The 16634-nt window shown below is 61.3% G+C and carries 15 protein-coding genes; 6 read left to right on the top strand and 9 right to left on the bottom strand.

From position 1 onward, the window contains the following. Positions 1-5 precede the first annotated feature (5 nt). Entirely contained in the window at positions 6-632 is a 627-nt protein-coding gene (gene msrB / locus QQL64_RS09640; RefSeq protein WP_284398627.1) for a peptide-methionine (R)-S-oxide reductase MsrB, read from the top strand. Positions 633-636: 4 nt separating this feature from the next. Here the strand turns inward: msrB and nadD are convergent, their stop codons facing one another. The 8 genes from nadD to QQL64_RS09680 all read right to left on the bottom strand — a co-directional run bounded on the left by nadD (position 637) and on the right by QQL64_RS09680 (position 9195). Further along, the gene (nadD, locus tag QQL64_RS09645; RefSeq protein ID WP_284398630.1) at positions 637-1284 is read right to left on the bottom strand and encodes a nicotinate-nucleotide adenylyltransferase; all 648 of its coding nucleotides are present in this window, start codon (positions 1282-1284) and stop codon (positions 637-639) included. After that, positions 1281-2291 carry a DNA polymerase III subunit delta gene (holA, locus tag QQL64_RS09650; protein ID WP_284398633.1) on the bottom strand — a complete coding sequence of 337 codons (1011 nt, stop codon included), beginning with the start codon at positions 2289-2291 and terminating at the stop codon, positions 1281-1283. The genes nadD and holA overlap by 4 nt, the downstream gene beginning before the upstream one ends. A gap of 5 nt (positions 2292-2296) precedes the next feature. After that, positions 2297-2887: an LPS-assembly lipoprotein LptE gene (locus tag QQL64_RS09655; RefSeq protein ID WP_284398635.1), complete on the bottom strand. Its 591-nt coding sequence runs from the start codon at positions 2885-2887 to the stop codon at positions 2297-2299. Positions 2888-2891: 4 nt separating this feature from the next. Next, positions 2892-5525 (bottom strand): leucine--tRNA ligase, encoded by a 2634-nt coding sequence (gene leuS, locus QQL64_RS09660; RefSeq protein ID WP_284398638.1) that lies wholly within the window; start codon positions 5523-5525, stop codon positions 2892-2894. A gap of 116 nt (positions 5526-5641) precedes the next feature. Beyond that, positions 5642-6259: a PqiC family protein gene (locus QQL64_RS09665; protein WP_284398640.1), complete on the bottom strand. Its 618-nt coding sequence runs from the start codon at positions 6257-6259 to the stop codon at positions 5642-5644. After that, positions 6256-7935, bottom strand: coding sequence for a PqiB family protein (locus tag QQL64_RS09670; protein ID WP_284398645.1), 1680 nt, complete (start codon positions 7933-7935; stop codon positions 6256-6258). Before QQL64_RS09670 ends, QQL64_RS09665 begins: the two co-directional genes overlap by 4 nt. Then, the gene (locus QQL64_RS09675; RefSeq protein ID WP_284398648.1) at positions 7928-8551 is read right to left on the bottom strand and encodes a paraquat-inducible protein A; all 624 of its coding nucleotides are present in this window, start codon (positions 8549-8551) and stop codon (positions 7928-7930) included. The genes QQL64_RS09670 and QQL64_RS09675 overlap by 8 nt, the downstream gene beginning before the upstream one ends. After that, positions 8548-9195, bottom strand: a complete 648-nt coding sequence (locus tag QQL64_RS09680) for a paraquat-inducible protein A (protein WP_284398651.1) — start codon at positions 9193-9195, stop codon at positions 8548-8550. Before QQL64_RS09680 ends, QQL64_RS09675 begins: the two co-directional genes overlap by 4 nt. 95 nt (positions 9196-9290) lie before the next feature. Between QQL64_RS09680 and trxA the strand changes: the two genes are divergently transcribed. Further along, positions 9291-10154 carry a thioredoxin gene (gene trxA / locus QQL64_RS09685; protein WP_284398654.1) on the top strand — a complete coding sequence of 288 codons (864 nt, stop codon included), beginning with the start codon at positions 9291-9293 and terminating at the stop codon, positions 10152-10154. An 88-nt stretch (positions 10155-10242) separates the two neighbouring features. Then, positions 10243-10695 (top strand): DUF4442 domain-containing protein, encoded by a 453-nt coding sequence (locus QQL64_RS09690; protein ID WP_284398657.1) that lies wholly within the window; start codon positions 10243-10245, stop codon positions 10693-10695. Here the strand turns inward: QQL64_RS09690 and QQL64_RS09695 are convergent. Continuing rightward, positions 10692-11498, bottom strand: coding sequence for a glucose 1-dehydrogenase (locus tag QQL64_RS09695; protein ID WP_284398661.1), 807 nt, complete (start codon positions 11496-11498; stop codon positions 10692-10694). The two genes, QQL64_RS09690 and QQL64_RS09695, sit on opposite strands and share 4 nt — an antisense overlap. A 161-nt stretch (positions 11499-11659) precedes the next feature. Between QQL64_RS09695 and QQL64_RS09700 the strand changes: the two genes are divergently transcribed. From QQL64_RS09700 to QQL64_RS09710, 3 genes are all read left to right on the top strand, one after another. Next, a complete protein-coding gene (locus QQL64_RS09700) occupies positions 11660-12325 on the top strand; it encodes a DUF502 domain-containing protein (protein ID WP_284398664.1) in 666 nt (221 codons plus the stop codon). Positions 12326-12369: 44 nt separating this feature from the next. Further along, positions 12370-14130: a M14 family metallopeptidase gene (locus QQL64_RS09705; protein ID WP_284398666.1), complete on the top strand. Its 1761-nt coding sequence runs from the start codon at positions 12370-12372 to the stop codon at positions 14128-14130. 291 nt (positions 14131-14421) lie between these two features. Then, positions 14422-16548, top strand: coding sequence for a M13 family metallopeptidase (locus QQL64_RS09710; protein ID WP_284398668.1), 2127 nt, complete (start codon positions 14422-14424; stop codon positions 16546-16548). Positions 16549-16634 lie beyond the last annotated feature (86 nt).

A 16634-nucleotide genomic window follows, 5' to 3' on the forward strand; every position in this document is an offset into this window, starting at 1 on the left:
TTCATATGACATCCACGTTCGATCACAAAGCCATGGATCGCCGTCGCTTTCTGTTTGCGGCGCTTGGCGGTGGCGGCTTGCTGGCGCTAGGCGGCTTATCGGCCGAGCGCTTGTTCGGCAACAAAGGAAATGGCGTCATGGCAGCGGCAACTGGCACAGCAGCGCCTGCGCAGGATCTGCTGCTGGAATGTTTCGCCGATGATGATGGCCATCATCTTGGCACCTGTCAGGTCCGCAAACTGGTGTTGAGCGATGCGCAGTGGCATCAACGTCTTTCGGATGAGGCTTTTAATGTCATGCGCCGCGCGGGTACCGAGATGGCCTTTAGCGGTCCGCATGAGAAGCCGAACAGCAAAGGTCTCTATCGTTGTGTCGGTTGCGATACGGCGCTGTTCAATGGAGCGACACAATTCGACTCCGGTACGGGTTGGCCTAGTTTCTGGCAGCCGATTGCAAAGAAAAATGTGATCGAAACCAGCGATACCAGTTTCGGCATGGTTCGTACCGCCGTCAGCTGTGCGGGATGCGACAGCCATTTGGGACACGTATTCGACGACGGCCCGGCGCCGACCGGGCTGCGTTATTGCATGAATTCGGTGGCGTTGCGGTTTGTGGCCTTTCGCGTGAGCTAAGGGCTTACCGTGGTGAATGCTGCTCGCGATAAGGTGCGAGCAGCGCCGGATCGTCGAACAAACCCGCCGGCAGCAGATAACGCGGATCACGTCCCGCTGCGAGCAACTCGCGAATGCGCGTAGCGGACACTTCCAACGGCGTCACTGCCAATTCGATCACCCTGCCCGCCGGTTGCCCTCGGATGACCGCAGGGTCGTCTGTGCGTCGCGGCGCCACCGCACGCTCAAGCTCCACGGGTATGCACGCCTCGACACCGGGCCGATTGATCACACCAATGTGAGTGATGCTGAATAGATCGCGCCAGCGGTGCCAGCTGCGCAAACCCGCGAACGCATCTGCGCCGAGCAACAACACCAGCGGACGCTCGCCGAACTCGCTGCGCAGTTCGTCCAATGTATCCACCGTATAGGAAGGACCGCTGCGATCGAGCTCGCGCGTATCCAGCGTCAGTCTGGATTGACCGCGCAGGGCGGCACGCAGCATGTTCACGCGTTGCTCGGCGCTGGCGGTGGGCGAGGAACGATGCGGCGGCACGCTGGCTGGCATCAGTCGCACTTCGGCATCGAGCTGTTCGGATGCTTCCCAGGCAACACTGAGATGGCCGATATGGATCGGATCGAAGGTGCCACCAAAAATCGCGAGCGGTTTCATGCCAGCGCCTGCGCCGCCCTGGGCTCGGCGATCGCCGCGATCAATCGCTGGGCTTCCAGCCATGCGTCGCCGCCCTCGCGTCCCTTGGCGATACGATCGATGCGTGCGGCGCGCGCCAGACATTGCATCCAGTGCTCGCGCGGCGCGCGGCGCAGCGCCTTGCGGAAAAGTTGCTCCCGCGCCGGCCACAGTCGCTCCGCGCGCGCTTGCGCGCCGAAGTCCTGGGCGTTAGCCAGTCGCATGGCAAGCTGCAACTGATTGACGATCCAACCCATCAGCGCGATCAGTTCATCGCCCTCGGCATGCAAGCCATCCAGAATGCGTAATGCGCGCGCGCCGTCGCCGCCAAGCGCGGCATCGGTGAGTTTGAAAGCATCGTAGCGTGCGCTGTCGGCGACCAGATGCTCCATCTCGACCGCATCGATCTTCCCCTGCCCATGCAGCACAACTAGCTTGTCGATTTCCTGCGCGGCGGCAAGTAAGTTGCCTTCCACGCGTTCGGCCAGCAGTGCAATGGCTTCGGGCGCCGCGGCGAGACCGCGCGAGGCCAGCCGTGCGCCAATCCAGGATTCCCACTCGTTCGGTCGCGGCGCGTTGAACACTACGACGGTTCCGGTGCTGTCGATCTGCCGCGTCCACGCGCCTTCGTGCTTGTTGCTCCATTCCACCGCAGTGATCAGCAGGCTCACATCCGGCGGTGGGTTTGCGCAAAATTCGGTGATCGCCTTGGCGCCCTCGGTGCCGGGACGCCCCGTCGGCAAGCGCAGATCGAGCAGGCGGCGGCTGGCAAACAGCGACATGCCGGCGGCAGCCCGTGCCAGGTCGTCCCAGTCGAAATGCGCGCCTACATCGAGCACCTCGCGCTCGGTGTAACCGAGCTTGCGCGCCTGAGCACGCAGGGCATCGGCCGCTTCAAGCACCAGCAATTCTTCGCCGGCCAGCAGATACACCGGGCTGAGGCTGTTCGCAGCCAGTGCTTTCTGCCACTGCGCGTGGTTGAGGGGCATACGACTCAGTACGACGAGCTGGCCGGCGCGAGTTGCGGCGTTGTCTGCGACGAACTGGCGGACGACGGTCCGGCACCCGCTGCCTGCGCCGCAGCCGCCTCGCCGTGTTTGTTGACCGCCTGCAGACGGAACAGGATGGACTGCACCACGTCATCGATCAGACTGCCCTCGATCGCTTCGATCTGGGCCTGCGTACCAACCGGCTGGCTCGCCTGGTAACTGTATTCACGTTGCCGATCGATGGTTTCGCTCGGAACGATGGTCTTGCCATTCGCATCCTGCGCGCTGAACACAACGTGGTAGTGCACCGCGAATTCGGTGACCTGTGCGACACCGTTGACGGTAAGTATCTGCGACGAGAAGATCTGGGTCGGTATATGCAGTTCCGCGATCCCGGGGCCGCTCTCGTCCTCGACGGTGACGTTGGATGCGAGCAACGCACGGGCCACCTTGCGCTGCAGATCGCCACCGCCACCGACCGTGAGATGCACGCGCTCCATACCCTTGGGCAAAGCGGCGCTACCTCGTAAGTGGAAACCGCATGCGGCGAGCACGAGCACGGGCAGCAGCGAGACAATTTTCAGCATGCGGTTCATGAAGTCATCCTGCGACGATGTTGACGATCTTGCCTGGAACAACAATCACTTTACGCACGGCCTGTCCTTCCAGGAAGGCGGCCACCTGCGGAAGCGCACGCGCCAAAGCCTCGGCCTCTTCCTTCGACGCGTGGGCGGCCACCTCGATGGTACCGCGCAGCTTGCCGTTGACCTGAACGGCCAGGGTCAGCGAATCGCGCACGAGCGCATCGGCATCGACTTTCGGCCACGGCTGATCGTCCAGCACGCGCTGGGGATGACCGAGCTCCTGCCATAGCGCGTGGCTCACATGCGGTACTACCGGATTGAGCAGCAGCACCATAGTTTCCAGCGCTTCGTGGCGCACCGCGCGACCCTGGTCGCTTTGATCGGTGAATTTGCCCAGTGCGTTGAGCAACTCCATCAAGGCGGCGATCGCCGTATTGAAGGCGTGGCGACGACCGAAATCGTCACTGACCTTCTGGATGGTTTCGTGCAGCTGGCGGCGTAGCGCTTTCTGCCCGGCGTCGAGCGCGGCGGGATCGACTTCCGGGTGATCGGGCTGGCCGACATGCGTGGTGACTTCGCGCCAGAAGCGGCGCAGGAAGCGTGCCATGCCCTCCACGCCCGCTTCGTTCCATTCCAGCGACTGCTCCGGCGGTGCGGCGAACATGGAGAACAGGCGTACGGTATCGGCGCCGAATTTCTCCACCATCGTTTGCGGATCGACACCGTTGTTCTTGGATTTGGACATCTTTTCGATGCCGCCGATCTGCACCGGCTTGCCGTCAGATGTGAGCACCGCACCGACCACACGCGCTTTGTCGTCACGATGAATTTCGACGTCGGCGGGATTGATCCAATCCTTCGAGCCGTCCGCATTTTCGCGGTAGAACGTTTCGGCGATCACCATGCCCTGGCACAGCAGGTTGGTGGCCGGCTCGTCCGACTTCACCATGCCCGCATCGCGCATCAGCTTGTGATAGAAGCGGAAATACAGCAGATGCAGGATCGCGTGTTCGATGCCGCCGACGTATTGATCCACCGGCAGCCAGTAGTTGGCACGCTCGTCCACCTGCCCTTGCGCACCCGGACTGGTGTAGCGCGCGTAGTACCAGCTCGACTCCATGAAGGTGTCGAAGGTATCGGTTTCGCGTTCCGCCGCGCCACCGCATTGCGGACAGGTGGTTTTGCGCCAGGCGGGGTCGGCTTTGATCGGCGATTGCACGCCGGAGAACGCCACGTCTTCCGGCAGCACCACTGGCAATTGATCTTCCGGTACCGGCACCGCGTCGCACTTGGGACAGTAGATCACCGGAATCGGGCAGCCCCAGTAGCGCTGGCGGCTGACGCCCCAGTCGCGCAAACGCCAGTTGACGCGGCGCACGCCCTTGTCGCCGGCTTCCAGTTTTTTGGCGAGGAAATCGAACGCTTCGCGATAACTCTTGCCGTCGAGATCGCCGGAATTGACCACGCGCATATCCGCGCGGGTCTTGTCCGAATACCACTCTTTCCAATGCTGTGGATCGTATTCGGCATCCGCACCGTCGACGGCGATCACCTGCTTGATCGGCAGCCGGTATTTGTGCGCGAATTCGAAGTCGCGTTCATCGTGACCGGGCACCGCCATCACCGCGCCGGTGCCGTAGCCCATCAGCACGAAGTTGGCCACCCACACCGGCACTTTCTCGCCGCTGATCGGATGGATCGCGTACAGGCCGGTGGGCATGCCGCGCTTTTCCTGCGTTTCCAGCTCGGCTTCGGAGATGCCGCCGTGCTTGAGCTCATCCAGGAACGCCGCCAGCTTCGCATTGCTCTTCGCGGCCTTCAGTGCCAGCGGATGTTCGCCGGCGATCGACACGAAGGTGACGCCCATCAAGGTGTCGGGACGCGTGGTGAATACGGTGAGCTGCTCGGCTTCGCCTTCCACCGCAAAATGAATTTCCAGCCCTTCGCTGCGACCGATCCAGTTGCGCTGCATGGTTTTCACTGCATCCGGCCAACCGGGCAGCGTATCGAGACCGTCGAGCAGTTCCTGAGCGTAGTCGGTGATTTTGAGGAACCACTGCGGGATCTCGCGCTTCTCCACGAGCGCGCCGGAGCGCCAGCCGCGTCCGTCGATCACCTGTTCGTTGGCCAGCACGGTCTGGTCGATCGGATCCCAGTTCACCACCGCGTTCTTGCGGTAGGCCAGGCCTTTCTTCATCAGCCGGGTGAACATCAGCTGTTCCCAGCGGTAATACTCCGGCCGGCACGTGGCGAACTCGCGCGACCAGTCGATGGCGTAACCCAGCGATTTCAGCTGGTCGCGCATGTGGTCGATGTTCTTGTAGGTCCACGTGGCCGGCGCGGTGTTGTTCTTGATCGCCGCGTTTTCCGCCGGCAAGCCGAATGCATCCCAGCCCATCGGTTGCAGCACGTTCTTGCCGTTCATGCGCTGATAGCGGCTGATCACATCGGTAATCGTGTAGTTGCGCACATGCCCCATGTGCAGTGCACCGGAGGGGTACGGCAGCATGGCGAGGCAGTAGAACTTGGGTCGGGAGGGATCCTCCTTCACCTCATATGCGCCGCGCGCATTCCAATACTGCTGCGCGGCGGATTCCACCACCTGCGGGCTGTAGTCGTTGTGGGAACCCTGGTCTTGAATGTCCTGCATGATCCGGCGCCGTTATGCGTTTTTCGGCAGCTCATGGCGTCCATCGCCATGCACTGCATTGAACGCGGCAGACTAGCAGAAATGGCCTGGAGCTTGGACCCGGACCGGGGCGCGCATCACCGGACTGGGCATGCCGGGACGGTACCCACCGCCATGGCCGGGGCGACGCTTGCGATCTGCTGGGCTAATTCGCTCAGCGCCCGCTGGTGGCCCGCCACCAACCCCTCATAGCCCTGTCCGACGTCCTCGTTGATCCGGCTGCTGCAGGTCAACACGACGTTGCCTGTGCCTTTCAGCGGGCGGACGGTCCAGGTGGCTTCGATCAGCGCGTAGCTGCCGGGCGAAGAATCGAAACGGCGCAGGTCGACCTTGATACGCAACACCGGTTTGCCATCCACCGGCAACCCGCTGCTGATGTCTTGTGCGTTGAGCCGGCGCGACAAATCGACTGAGAGCGCACCGCGTATATCGTCCGCCAGCGGTGCGATCCAGCGCTCGCCGTTGAGCAGGGCGACCGCCTGGCCTCCCTGGCGCACAACGAGCTGTGGCACATCGTCCTGCGCGGGAATGCCAACCGGCAGCAATTCGAACTGGAAGCTCGCCGGCGGCGCAGAGCCTTCGGCCTGTGCGTTATCCGGCGCAGGGATCAGCGTGTAGTAATGCGTCGGTGCCGACGCACAAGCCGCCAGCAGCAGCGCAGCACATGCCGCCATCAGATGTCGCACACGAATCATGGCTTGCTCCCTTGCTGCGGCTTGACGGCGGGCGAACCGGTATCCGGTGGCGGCGCATCCTCACCTCGACCGCGGATCAGCGCACTGGGATGGGCGCTCAGATAATCGGTCAGCACACGCAACGAACGCGCCATGCGCTGCAGTTCTTGCAGCGTGCTGCCGAGATTCTGTTGCAGCGGCGAATCAGCCGACAGCGCGTCGTTCGCCACACCGAAGGTCTGGTTGGCACCCTTCAGCGTGTTCTGGAATTCCGGCAATACCTGGCCATTGACATGTTTAAGCGTCGTATTGAGCTCGGCCAGCGTCTGATTGAGGTTGTTGCCGATGCTGTCGAATGGAATCTTGTGGACCTTGTCGACGATCTGCGCCAACTGTTCCTGCAGCTTGTCGAAGCTGCCCGGCGCGGTGGGAATTTCCAGCGGGCGCGTGTTCGGATCGTAGGCCACCTTCGGCGCATTCGGCAGGAAATCTAGCGAAATATAGAGCTGCCCGGTGAGCAGATTGCCGCTCCTCGCCTGCGCGCGCAGACCGTGCTCGATCAAGGTGCCCATCATGTGGGAGAGATCGTCGTTGTCACCCTTCGACTTGGCCAGGGTGACCAGCTTTTGGTGTGCGGCACCGAGGCGATCCGGATAGATCACCGCGCCCACGTAGATGGGGAACCGCTCGGTTTTTTCGTCGTAGTCCATGCGGATGGATACAACGTTGCCGATGTTGATACCCAGGAACTCCACCGGCGCGTTGACCGCCAGGCCACGCAGCGGTTGATCGAAACGCATGCGGATGTAATGCGGTTCGCCATCCGGCGGAGCCATCGCGGTGGCTTCGGTATCGAACAGCGTAAAGCTGGCGTCCTCGGCGGCAGGTGTCGTCGTCGCGTGCGGGCCCGGCGAACCCAGGAAAGCCACACCACCGGCCAGCACCGTTGCCAACGATTGCGTGTTGAGCTTGAGGCCGTCAGCGCTTAGCGACACATCTACCCCACTGGCATTCCAGAAGCGCGCGTCGGTGCTTACGAATTTGTCGTACGGGCTTTCCACGAAAATCTGGACCGACACACCCTTGCCGTCATCGTTGAGCCTGTAGGAGGCTACGCGACCCACCTGCAGACGCCGGAAATACACCGGCGACCCGATATCGAGCGAACCCAGATCGCTTGCGTGCAGCGTGAAACTCTTGCCTTGCGCATCGTGGGTGACGGAGGGCGGAGTCTCCAGGCCGACGAAATCCGTCTGCGGCTGATTGGAGTCGCCGACATCCACGCCGATGAAAGAACCCGACAGCAGCGTATCGATACCCGACACGCCACCCAGCCCGATGCGCGGACGCACCACCCAGAAGCGCGTGTCCGACACGGCAATGTTGGCAACACTCTTTTCCAGATCGACCTTGACGATCACCTTGTGGTGATCCGGGCTCAAGTGGATTTTGGTTACCTTGCCGATCACCACGTCCTTGTACTTCACCACGGTTTTCCCGGGCTCCAAGCCCTGAGCGGTCTGGAAGCTGATGGTGATGACCGGCCCGCGCTGCACCCAGGCGTTGATGACCAGCGACAGGCCAATCAACGCCGCCACGATCGGCACCAGCCAGATCAGCGACACGCTGACACGACGACGCCGCACCACGGGTTCGGGCAGATCGTTCCCGACATTCGGTTTGGTTTCGTCAGTCATCTTCTTCCTTGCAATCCCATATCAAGCGCGGGTCGAAACTCATCGAGGCCAGCATGGTGAGTACCACGGTAAGGCCGAAATACACTACGCCAGGTAGCGGCTCCACTTGGCTGAAGAAGCCGAACTGCACCAGCGCCGTAAGCAGCGATACCACGAAGACATCCAGCATGGACCAATAACCGATGAACTCTACCAGCCGGTACAGCTTGGCGCGCTGTGTGCGCGCCCAGTTGGTACCGCAGTGCACGCTCAAAAGCAGCGTGCCCAGGACCAGGAACTTCAGCATGGGCACTACGATACTCGCCGTGAAGACGATTACCGCAAGATCTGGCGAACCCTTCACCCACAATTCGACCACGCCGCTGAGGATGGTGTTGTCGTCCACATCGCCCAGGCTCGCCGTGCGCATGATCGGCAGGAAGTTAGCCGGAATGTACAGAATGAATGCGGCAATCAGCAGCGCCCATGTGCGCGCACGGCTACCCGGTGCACGTCGGTGCAGCGAGCCGCCGCAACGCGGGCAGGCTGCATCCGGCATTTGCGTATCGCGGCAGACCAGACCGCAAATATGACAGCCGATCAAACCCAGTTCGTGCGCGCGGGGCAGTGCGCTCATGGCGCGGTCTCCGGGATCTTTTCCCACAGCTGACGCAAATCGATGCCGGAAAAGATCGTAATCAACACAGCCAGCGCAGCATACGCGAACGCCCCCGCGTCCGGCGTCACGTCGAAATACAGATGCGCCTTCACGATCGATACCAGCACACCGAGCACGAATACTTCGCTCATGGTCCACGGCGCGAGGTAGTGCAACGTCACCATCAGTGGCCGGAACCCCGGTGCACGCCGTCCTACGCGCCCGTAAATGAGCAGCCAACCCAACAGCAGCATCTTGCACAGCGGAAAGAAGAACAACGTCGCAGCCGCCAACACTGCCACCACCTGCGAGTGCTCCTGCCACATCATGGCGATGATGCCCCACAAGGTGGTATGTATCTGCTCGCCGTTGAAGCCCAGCGTCATGATCGGCCAGACATTCGCCTGCACGAACACCACCATCACCGTCAGCACCAGAGCCAGCATCGTATTCAGGCTGATCCGCTGATGCCGCTCCAGCACCGCATGGCAGCGTGCGCAGCGCGCTACGTCGCCGCATGCCAGTGGGCGGCGACGATACACCGTGTCGCAGTGCTCGCAGATCAGCAGCGTCGAAACCAAGGCGTTGCGTGCGTGCTCGATGCCGGAAGGTGGCGGGTTCATACGGGCAATTCTCGCAAATCCGCGGCAACCGTGCCTGTACTTGATATGCTGCTTCGCGCCCCGATCTGGGTGGGATATTTCTTTGGGAAGTTACTGTGAACGCCACCGTCACCGCGCACGTTTTCGATGTGGACCAGGACAACTTTGAGGCGGAGGTGTTGCAGGCCTCGCTCAAGACCCCGGTGCTGGTCGATTTCTGGGCGACCTGGTGCGGCCCCTGCAAATCACTGGGCCCTATGCTGGAAAAGCTGGCCGTCGAATACAACGGCGCATTTCGCTTGGGCAAAGTGGACGTCGACAAGAACCAGGAATTGGCAGGTGTTTTCGGCATTCGCAGCATTCCGACCGTGATGCTGGTCAAAGATGGCCAGATCCTTGATGGTTTCGCCGGCGCACTACCCGAAGGTCAGTTGCGCGAATTTCTCTCGCGTCATCTGCAACCGATCGATGGCGACATCGATGAAACACCCCAAGAAACGCCAGCTGAATCACCCGAACAAACGATCAATCGCCTGCAACAGCAGATTGCCGCCGAACCGAACCGCCCCGAGTTCAAGCTCGACCTGGCGCTAGCGCTGGCACAAGCCGGCCACGCCTCCGCTGCTGAAGCCGAGCTCAACGCCCTGCCCGCCAATCTCGCCATCGATACACGCGCAGTTCGTCTGCGCAGCCAGCTTGATCTTTCTCGATCGCTTGAAGGCACCCCAGCGCTCGAGACACTGCAGCAACGCGTGCAGGCCAACCCGCAGGATTGGGAAGCGCACGATCTGCTCGGCGTGCGCCTGCTGTTGGGCAACGATCCTGCCGCCGGCCTGGATCACTGGCTATTGCTGCTCGAACGCGCGCGCGACTGGAACGATGGCCAGGCCAAGAAACGCCTGCTGGCCGCTTTCAACACGCTCGACGACGCCGAATTGGTGGGCCGCTACCGCCGCAAGATGGCCTCGCTGCTGTTCTAAACGAATGCACTCCCTCTCATAGTCGGAAGGGAGTGATCCATACGCATGAGTATGGTAGGCTGCATGCACTCTTCCGCGAGAGCCTCCAATGCGCGCTTCCACCTTCCGCCGCCTGCTCAACCTGTGGCCGCCGTTCCTGTTCAACAGCATCCGTGTGCTGAGCCTGGATGACGACTACACCGACGCGCGCGTGGTGCTGCGGCTACGTCCGTGGAATCGCAATTACGTGCGCACCCAATTCGGCGGCAACTTGTTCGCCATGGCCGATCCATTCTGGATGCTGCTGATCATCCAGCACCTGGGTAAAGACCATTACGTGTGGGACAAAGCCGGCGCGATCGATTTCGTCGCACCGGGCCGCGCGGATGTCTACGCCCACTTCAAACTGGAACCGGGCGTACTGGATGAGCTGCGCACCGCCGCTGCGAATGGCGAGAAAGTGCTGCGCTGGTTCGAAGTACAGCTAAAAACGGCCGCAGGCGAAGTAGTGGCGATCGTACGCAAGCAAATCTACGTGCGACTAAAACCGCGAGAGCGTTAGGCCTCCATCGCCGGCATGGCCGCCGAACCGGCGAGAATGCCGCCATCGATGTTGAGCTCGGTACCTGTCATATAAGCGGCCTCGTCGGAAGCCAGCAGCAGCGCCAGCGCGGCGACTTCCTCCGGTTTGCCAAAGCGCTGCATCGGCGTGTCGTGCACGCAGGCGCGCATGTTCGCTTCACGTTCCGGGCCGCGGCCTAGCATCGGCTCCCACATCGGCGTAAGAATCGCTGCCGGATGAATGGAATTGCAGCGGATCGCCAACCCCTGCTCCGCGCAATACAAAGCCACCGTCTTGCTGTGATTGCGCACGGCAGCTTTTGACGAAGCATAAGCCGCCGCGGCCGGGATACCCACCAAGCCGGAGCGCGACGAAATATTGATGATCGAACCGCGGCCTTGTTCGCGCATCGCACGAATCGCCTGCCGGCAACCCAGAAAGACGCCATCGAGATTGGTGCGGTGGACTGCATGCCAGTCTTCCAGCGTTGCATGCTCCGGATCGTGCAGTCGCATGCCGTCTTCGAACCCGGTCACGCCTGCATTATTGACCAGCACATCGAGCTGGCCATGATCGAGCAGGATCTGCACCATGACGCGCTTCCAGTCGAGTTCGACGCGCACATCGAGGTGACAGTAAGAAGCATTTGCCCCGATGGCCTTCGCCGCCGCCTGCCCCTCTGCATCGCGGATATCGCTGAGGATGACTTGCGCTCCCTCCGCGGCGAACACGCGCGCGATGGCTTCGCCGATTCCGCGCGCAGCACCCGTGACTAATGCCACTTTGCCTTCAAGACGACGCATGCGCTTCCCCTGTTAGCGCGTTGGACAACCATTCTCATTCGAAGCATGCGATCTGCTCAAGCACGAGTTATGTTTTTTGCTAACCGAGAGCACATCCTTATTACTTGACCTCTCGCGACTCCCTACAATGGATGTCCCCACCTTTTCCGCCAGATACCCCCATGCCGCGGTTACGTCTTAAGCGCTATCTCTTCACCGGACTGCTGACCGTGATGCCGTTATGGATCACCTGGCTGGTCTTCAAGTTTGTCCTCGGCCTGTTGGCGGGCATGGGCGCGCCGCTGGTTTCCGCATTCCTGGGCACCTTGGGCTTTGTGGCGCCGCAGGCCGCCAATCAGCTCAACCAGACGTGGCCGACTTTCGTGCTTGCCCTGATGCTGACGCTGATCGCGCTGTACTTGATCGGCTTCCTTGCCAACCGAGTGATCGGCCAGCGCTTGTTTCATGCTTTCGACACGTTGCTGCAACGTATCCCGCTGGTGCAGACCATCTACGGCGGCACCAAGAAATTGATGGCCGTATTGCAAAACAAACCCAGCGGCGTGCAGCGCGTGGTACTGGTGGACTTTCCGCGCAAAGGCATGAAAGTGGTCGGCTTTGTAACGCGCGTGATGATCGAGGAAGGCACAGGTCGGGAAATGGCGGCTGTCTATATCCCCACCACTCCCAATCCCACCGGCGGTTATCTGGAAGTAGTGCCCGTCGAAGAACTGACACCGACCGACTGGACTATGGATCAGGCCATGGCCTTCATCATTTCCGGCGGCGCTGTGGCTCCCGATACGTTGCCGGCGCCGCCTGCCGCACTATCTGAGGATCGTACATGACGAAGCGTCGCGTGTTGATGTCTTTCTTATTGGGAGCTATCGCCATGAGCACGCATGCCGCCGGCCCACACGACACGGACTGGACCACGCCCGCGGAAGCTGCGCATTTCCGCACCACGCCGACTTATCTGCAAACGCTGACCTACCTGCAACAGCTGCAACAGGCGGCGCCAAACAAGATCAAGTTGGAGACGTTTGGCGTCACGCCGCAAGGGCGCCCCATGACGGTGGTCATTGCCAGCAATGGCGGCACGTTCACACCCGACGCAGCGCGCGCTGCGCACAAACCCATCGTGCTGGTGCAGGCGGGCATCCATCCTGGCGAGATCGAAGGCAAGGACGCCGGCCTGATGCTGTTGCGCGATATCTCCGTCACCGGCAAATACGCGCACCTGCTCGATCATGTGGTGCTGGTCTACATTCCCGTCTTCAGCGTCGATGGCCACGAGTACAGCTCGCCCTACAACCGCATCAACCAGAACGGCCCGGACAGCATGGGCTTTCGCGGCCAGTCGCAATACTTGAACCTCAACCGCGATTACATCAAAGCCGATGCTCCGGAAATGCTGGCGTGGCTGAAACTGTGGCAAACATGGCTGCCGGATTTTCTGGTCGACGTGCACACCACCGATGGCGCCGATTACCAGTACGACCTGACCTGGTATACCGAAGACCCGCATAAGCTCGATCCAGCCGTTGCCGCCTGGCAGCACAAAACGATTGTCGACGAAGCGATACCTGCTTATGAGAAGCACGGCCATCTCGCCTCCATCTATCTGGAATTCAAGGACGGTCGCGATCCTCGCAAAGGCATCCAGAACTTCGGTTCCGGACCGCGCTTCTCCACCGGTTACGCCGCGCTACAAAACCGCCCCGCGTTGCTCGTCGAAACACACATGCTCAAGTCGTATGCGGTGCGTGTATATGCGGTCTATGACCTGTTGCGCGTGCTGCTTGAAGAGATCGACCGCGATCCCGCCGCACTGCTCGCCGCCACGAGCAAGGCCGACGCCGACACTATCGCCCGCGCGCAGGATGCCAAGGCACTCGTGCCGCTGACCTTCAAACCCGATTCCACGCCCACACCCTTCGCATTGAAGGGTTATGCGTTTACCCAAGCGCACAGCGACGTATCCAACGACATCTGGATCCAGTACGACCCGACCAAACCGCAAACGTATCGCATCGACAACTGGAACGGCCTGTTACCCGATCTGTCGATCTCGCCTCCGGCCGCTTACGTTGTACCTGGAGAGTGGACCTCGATCATCCAGAAGCTCGATGCTCATGGCATCGCCTATCGCCGCATCGGACATCCCATGAAGGAAGTCGATGCCGAAGCGTACCAACTCGGCGAGCCGCAATGGGCTAACGAACCGTTCGAAGGTCATCTGATGCTGCACAGCTTTACGCTGCGCGCAGTACCCATCGAAGTAACGTTGTCGCCAGGCTCCATCGTCGTGCCGATGAACCAGCGCGCGGCCAATGTCGCCATCGCGCTGCTAGAACCACAGGCGCCCGATTCGTTGCTGCGCTGGGGCTATCTCAACGCTATCTTCGAAATCAAGGAATACGGCGAACCGCGCGTGCTGGAAAAACTGGCGCGCGACATGATGGCGAAGGATCCCAAGCTGAAGGCCGAGTTCGAGCAGAAGCTGCATGACGATCCGGCTTTTGCCGTCGATAGCCACGCCCGGCTGAACTTCTTTTTCCAACGCTCCCCTTGGTATGGCGTGCAACGCGTCGGGGCTTATCCGGTGTTGCGACTCGACGCCGCGCAGTTGGCTATTTTGGGAACCAAGTAACCGGCGGTGCTACCCCCTGTTGCACCGTTATTGGCGAGCTCCGCTATGGCAAAGCGCATCGGCTCAGACCGGAATGAGTTACGCCCCCGATCCTGGCACCAAAATTTCGGTATCGACGCACAACCCGACACCCTGGACTCCTACACCCCCCCCTTACCTTTGACACTGTGTAGCCCATGACCTTTGACCTAGCTTGGGAAGTCATGGCCGTGAAGGGGAGAGTCCACGGGAGCGGCCAGCACGACCGGTAACGCCTGCGGGCGATTTATTGACACCTTCAGAGGGATATTCATGACCTACCAGCATTTGAAGCCGCTCATACTCGCCGCGAGCGTCACCTTCGCGCTTGCCGCCTGCGGCAAACAGGAACAGGCCGCCGCGCCGGCACCGGCCCCCGCGGCCAGCGCACCGGCAGCCGCTTCCACCACCGCCAGCGCCGCCAAACCGGTCAGCGTCTTCGACGCCAACGAACTGGACAGCAGCATCAACGCTTGCCAGGACTTCAACGGCTTCGTAAACGCCAAGTGGATCGCCGCGAACCCGATTCCCTCGGATCACACCAGCTGGGGCGCCTTCAACCAGCTCGCCGAGCAGAGCCTCAACACCCAGCACGACTTGGTCGAGAACGCCGCCAAGAATGCCGCGCAGGCCCAAGCAGGCTCGATCGATCAGAAGATCGGCTGGCTGTACCAGGCCGGCATGGATCAGGACGCCGTCAACAAGGCCGGTTTCGATCCGCTCAAGCCGAAGCTGGACAAGATCGCCGCATTGAAGAACACCGCCGACGTCGTCTCGTTTATCAATGACAGCTTCAGTCATGGCGACCAGCAAGTGTTCAACTTCGGCTCCGGCGCCGATTTCAAAGACGCCAGCAATCAGATCGGCTTCGCCCAACAGTCCGGCCTGGGCCTGCCCACGCGCGACTACTACACCGACCCGAAGCAGGCCGAACTGCGCGACGCTTACAAGGCGTACATCGTGAAGTCGCTGACCCTCACCGGCGTGTCCGATGCCGATGCGAAGAAGCAGGCCGATGAAGTGCTGGCCTTCGAAACCGAGTTGGCCAAGGCCTCGCTGTCGCCCACCGAATTGCGCGACCTCGACAACGAGTACCACTTCGTGAGCGTGCCGCAGGCCGACAAGGTCACCCCGCACTTCAACTGGGAAAAGTTCTTCACTGCCCAGGGGCTGACCATCGACAAGGGTTTCTCGCTGTCGCAGCCGAAGTTCTTCACCGAGTTCGACAAGCTGCTCGCGTCGGCGCCGATTTCGCAGTGGCAGGCGTACCTGCGCTTCCACGCCATCGACGATGCTGCGCCCTACCTCAGCACCGCGTTCCAGGACAACCGCTTCGACTTCTACGGCAAAACCCTCTCCGGTCAGCCGGAACAGAAGCCGTTGTGGAAGCGCGTGCTGGACACCGTCAACACCTCGATGGGCGAAGCGCTCGGCCAGCTCTATGTGGCCAAGGAGTTCACGCCTGAAGCCAAGCAGCGCGCTAGCGAACTGGTCACCAACGTGCGCGAAGCGCTTAAGGAACATATCGAGCATTCGGACTGGATGAGCGACGCCACCAAGCAGAAGGCGATCGACAAATGGAACAAGTTCCTGCCGAAGATCGGCTATCCCGATCATTGGCGCAGCTGGGACGGCCTCGATATCAAGCAGGGCGACTATTACGGCGACGTGATGGCCGCAGCGAAATTCAACTATGACTACGACATCGGCCATATCGGCAAGAAGACGGACCGCACCGAGTGGGGCATGACACCGCAGACGGTCAATGCCTACTACGATCCGAGCACCAACACGATCAACTTCCCGGCCGCGATCCTGCAGCCGCCGTTCTTCTATCCGAATGGCGACGACGCGATCAACTACGGCGGTATCGGCGCGGTGATCGGTCACGAATCCAGCCACGGCTTCGACGACCAGGGCTCGCAGTTCGATGGCGACGGCAACAAGGCCGACTGGTGGACGGCGCAAGATAAGTCGCAGTTCCAGGCACGCAGCGGCAAGCTGGTCGATCAGTTCAACGGTTATGCCCCGCTGAAAGACAAGCCTGATCTGCACGTCAACGGCAAGCTGACCTTGGGCGAAAATATCGCCGACCTGGGTGGCCTCAACGTGGCCTACGACGCACTGCAGAACTCGCTGAAGAACAACCCGACCGAAGCGCAACAAAAGATCGACGGTTATACCCAGGACCAGCGCTACTTCCTGAGCTGGGCCCGCGTATGGCGCAACAACATGCGCGAGAAGACCGCCGAGCTGCGCTTGAACACCGATCCGCACGCTCCGGCGTCGCTGCGCGCCATCGGTGCGCCGTCGAACATGCCGGCGTTCGCCGAGGCGTTCCAGTGCAAGCCGACCGATCCGATGGTTCGTGCCGGCGATAAGCAGGTGAAGATCTGGTAAGCCGCCCCACCTCTCGCGGGTTGATTACCGCGATTTGAAAGGCGAAAGGCCCCGCATGCGAATGCGGGGCCTTTTTCTTTCCTCCT

The organism is Dyella lipolytica (genome assembly GCF_030160075.1).
In the GTDB taxonomy this organism is placed as follows: Bacteria; Pseudomonadota; Gammaproteobacteria; order Xanthomonadales; family Rhodanobacteraceae; genus Dyella_B; species Dyella_B lipolytica.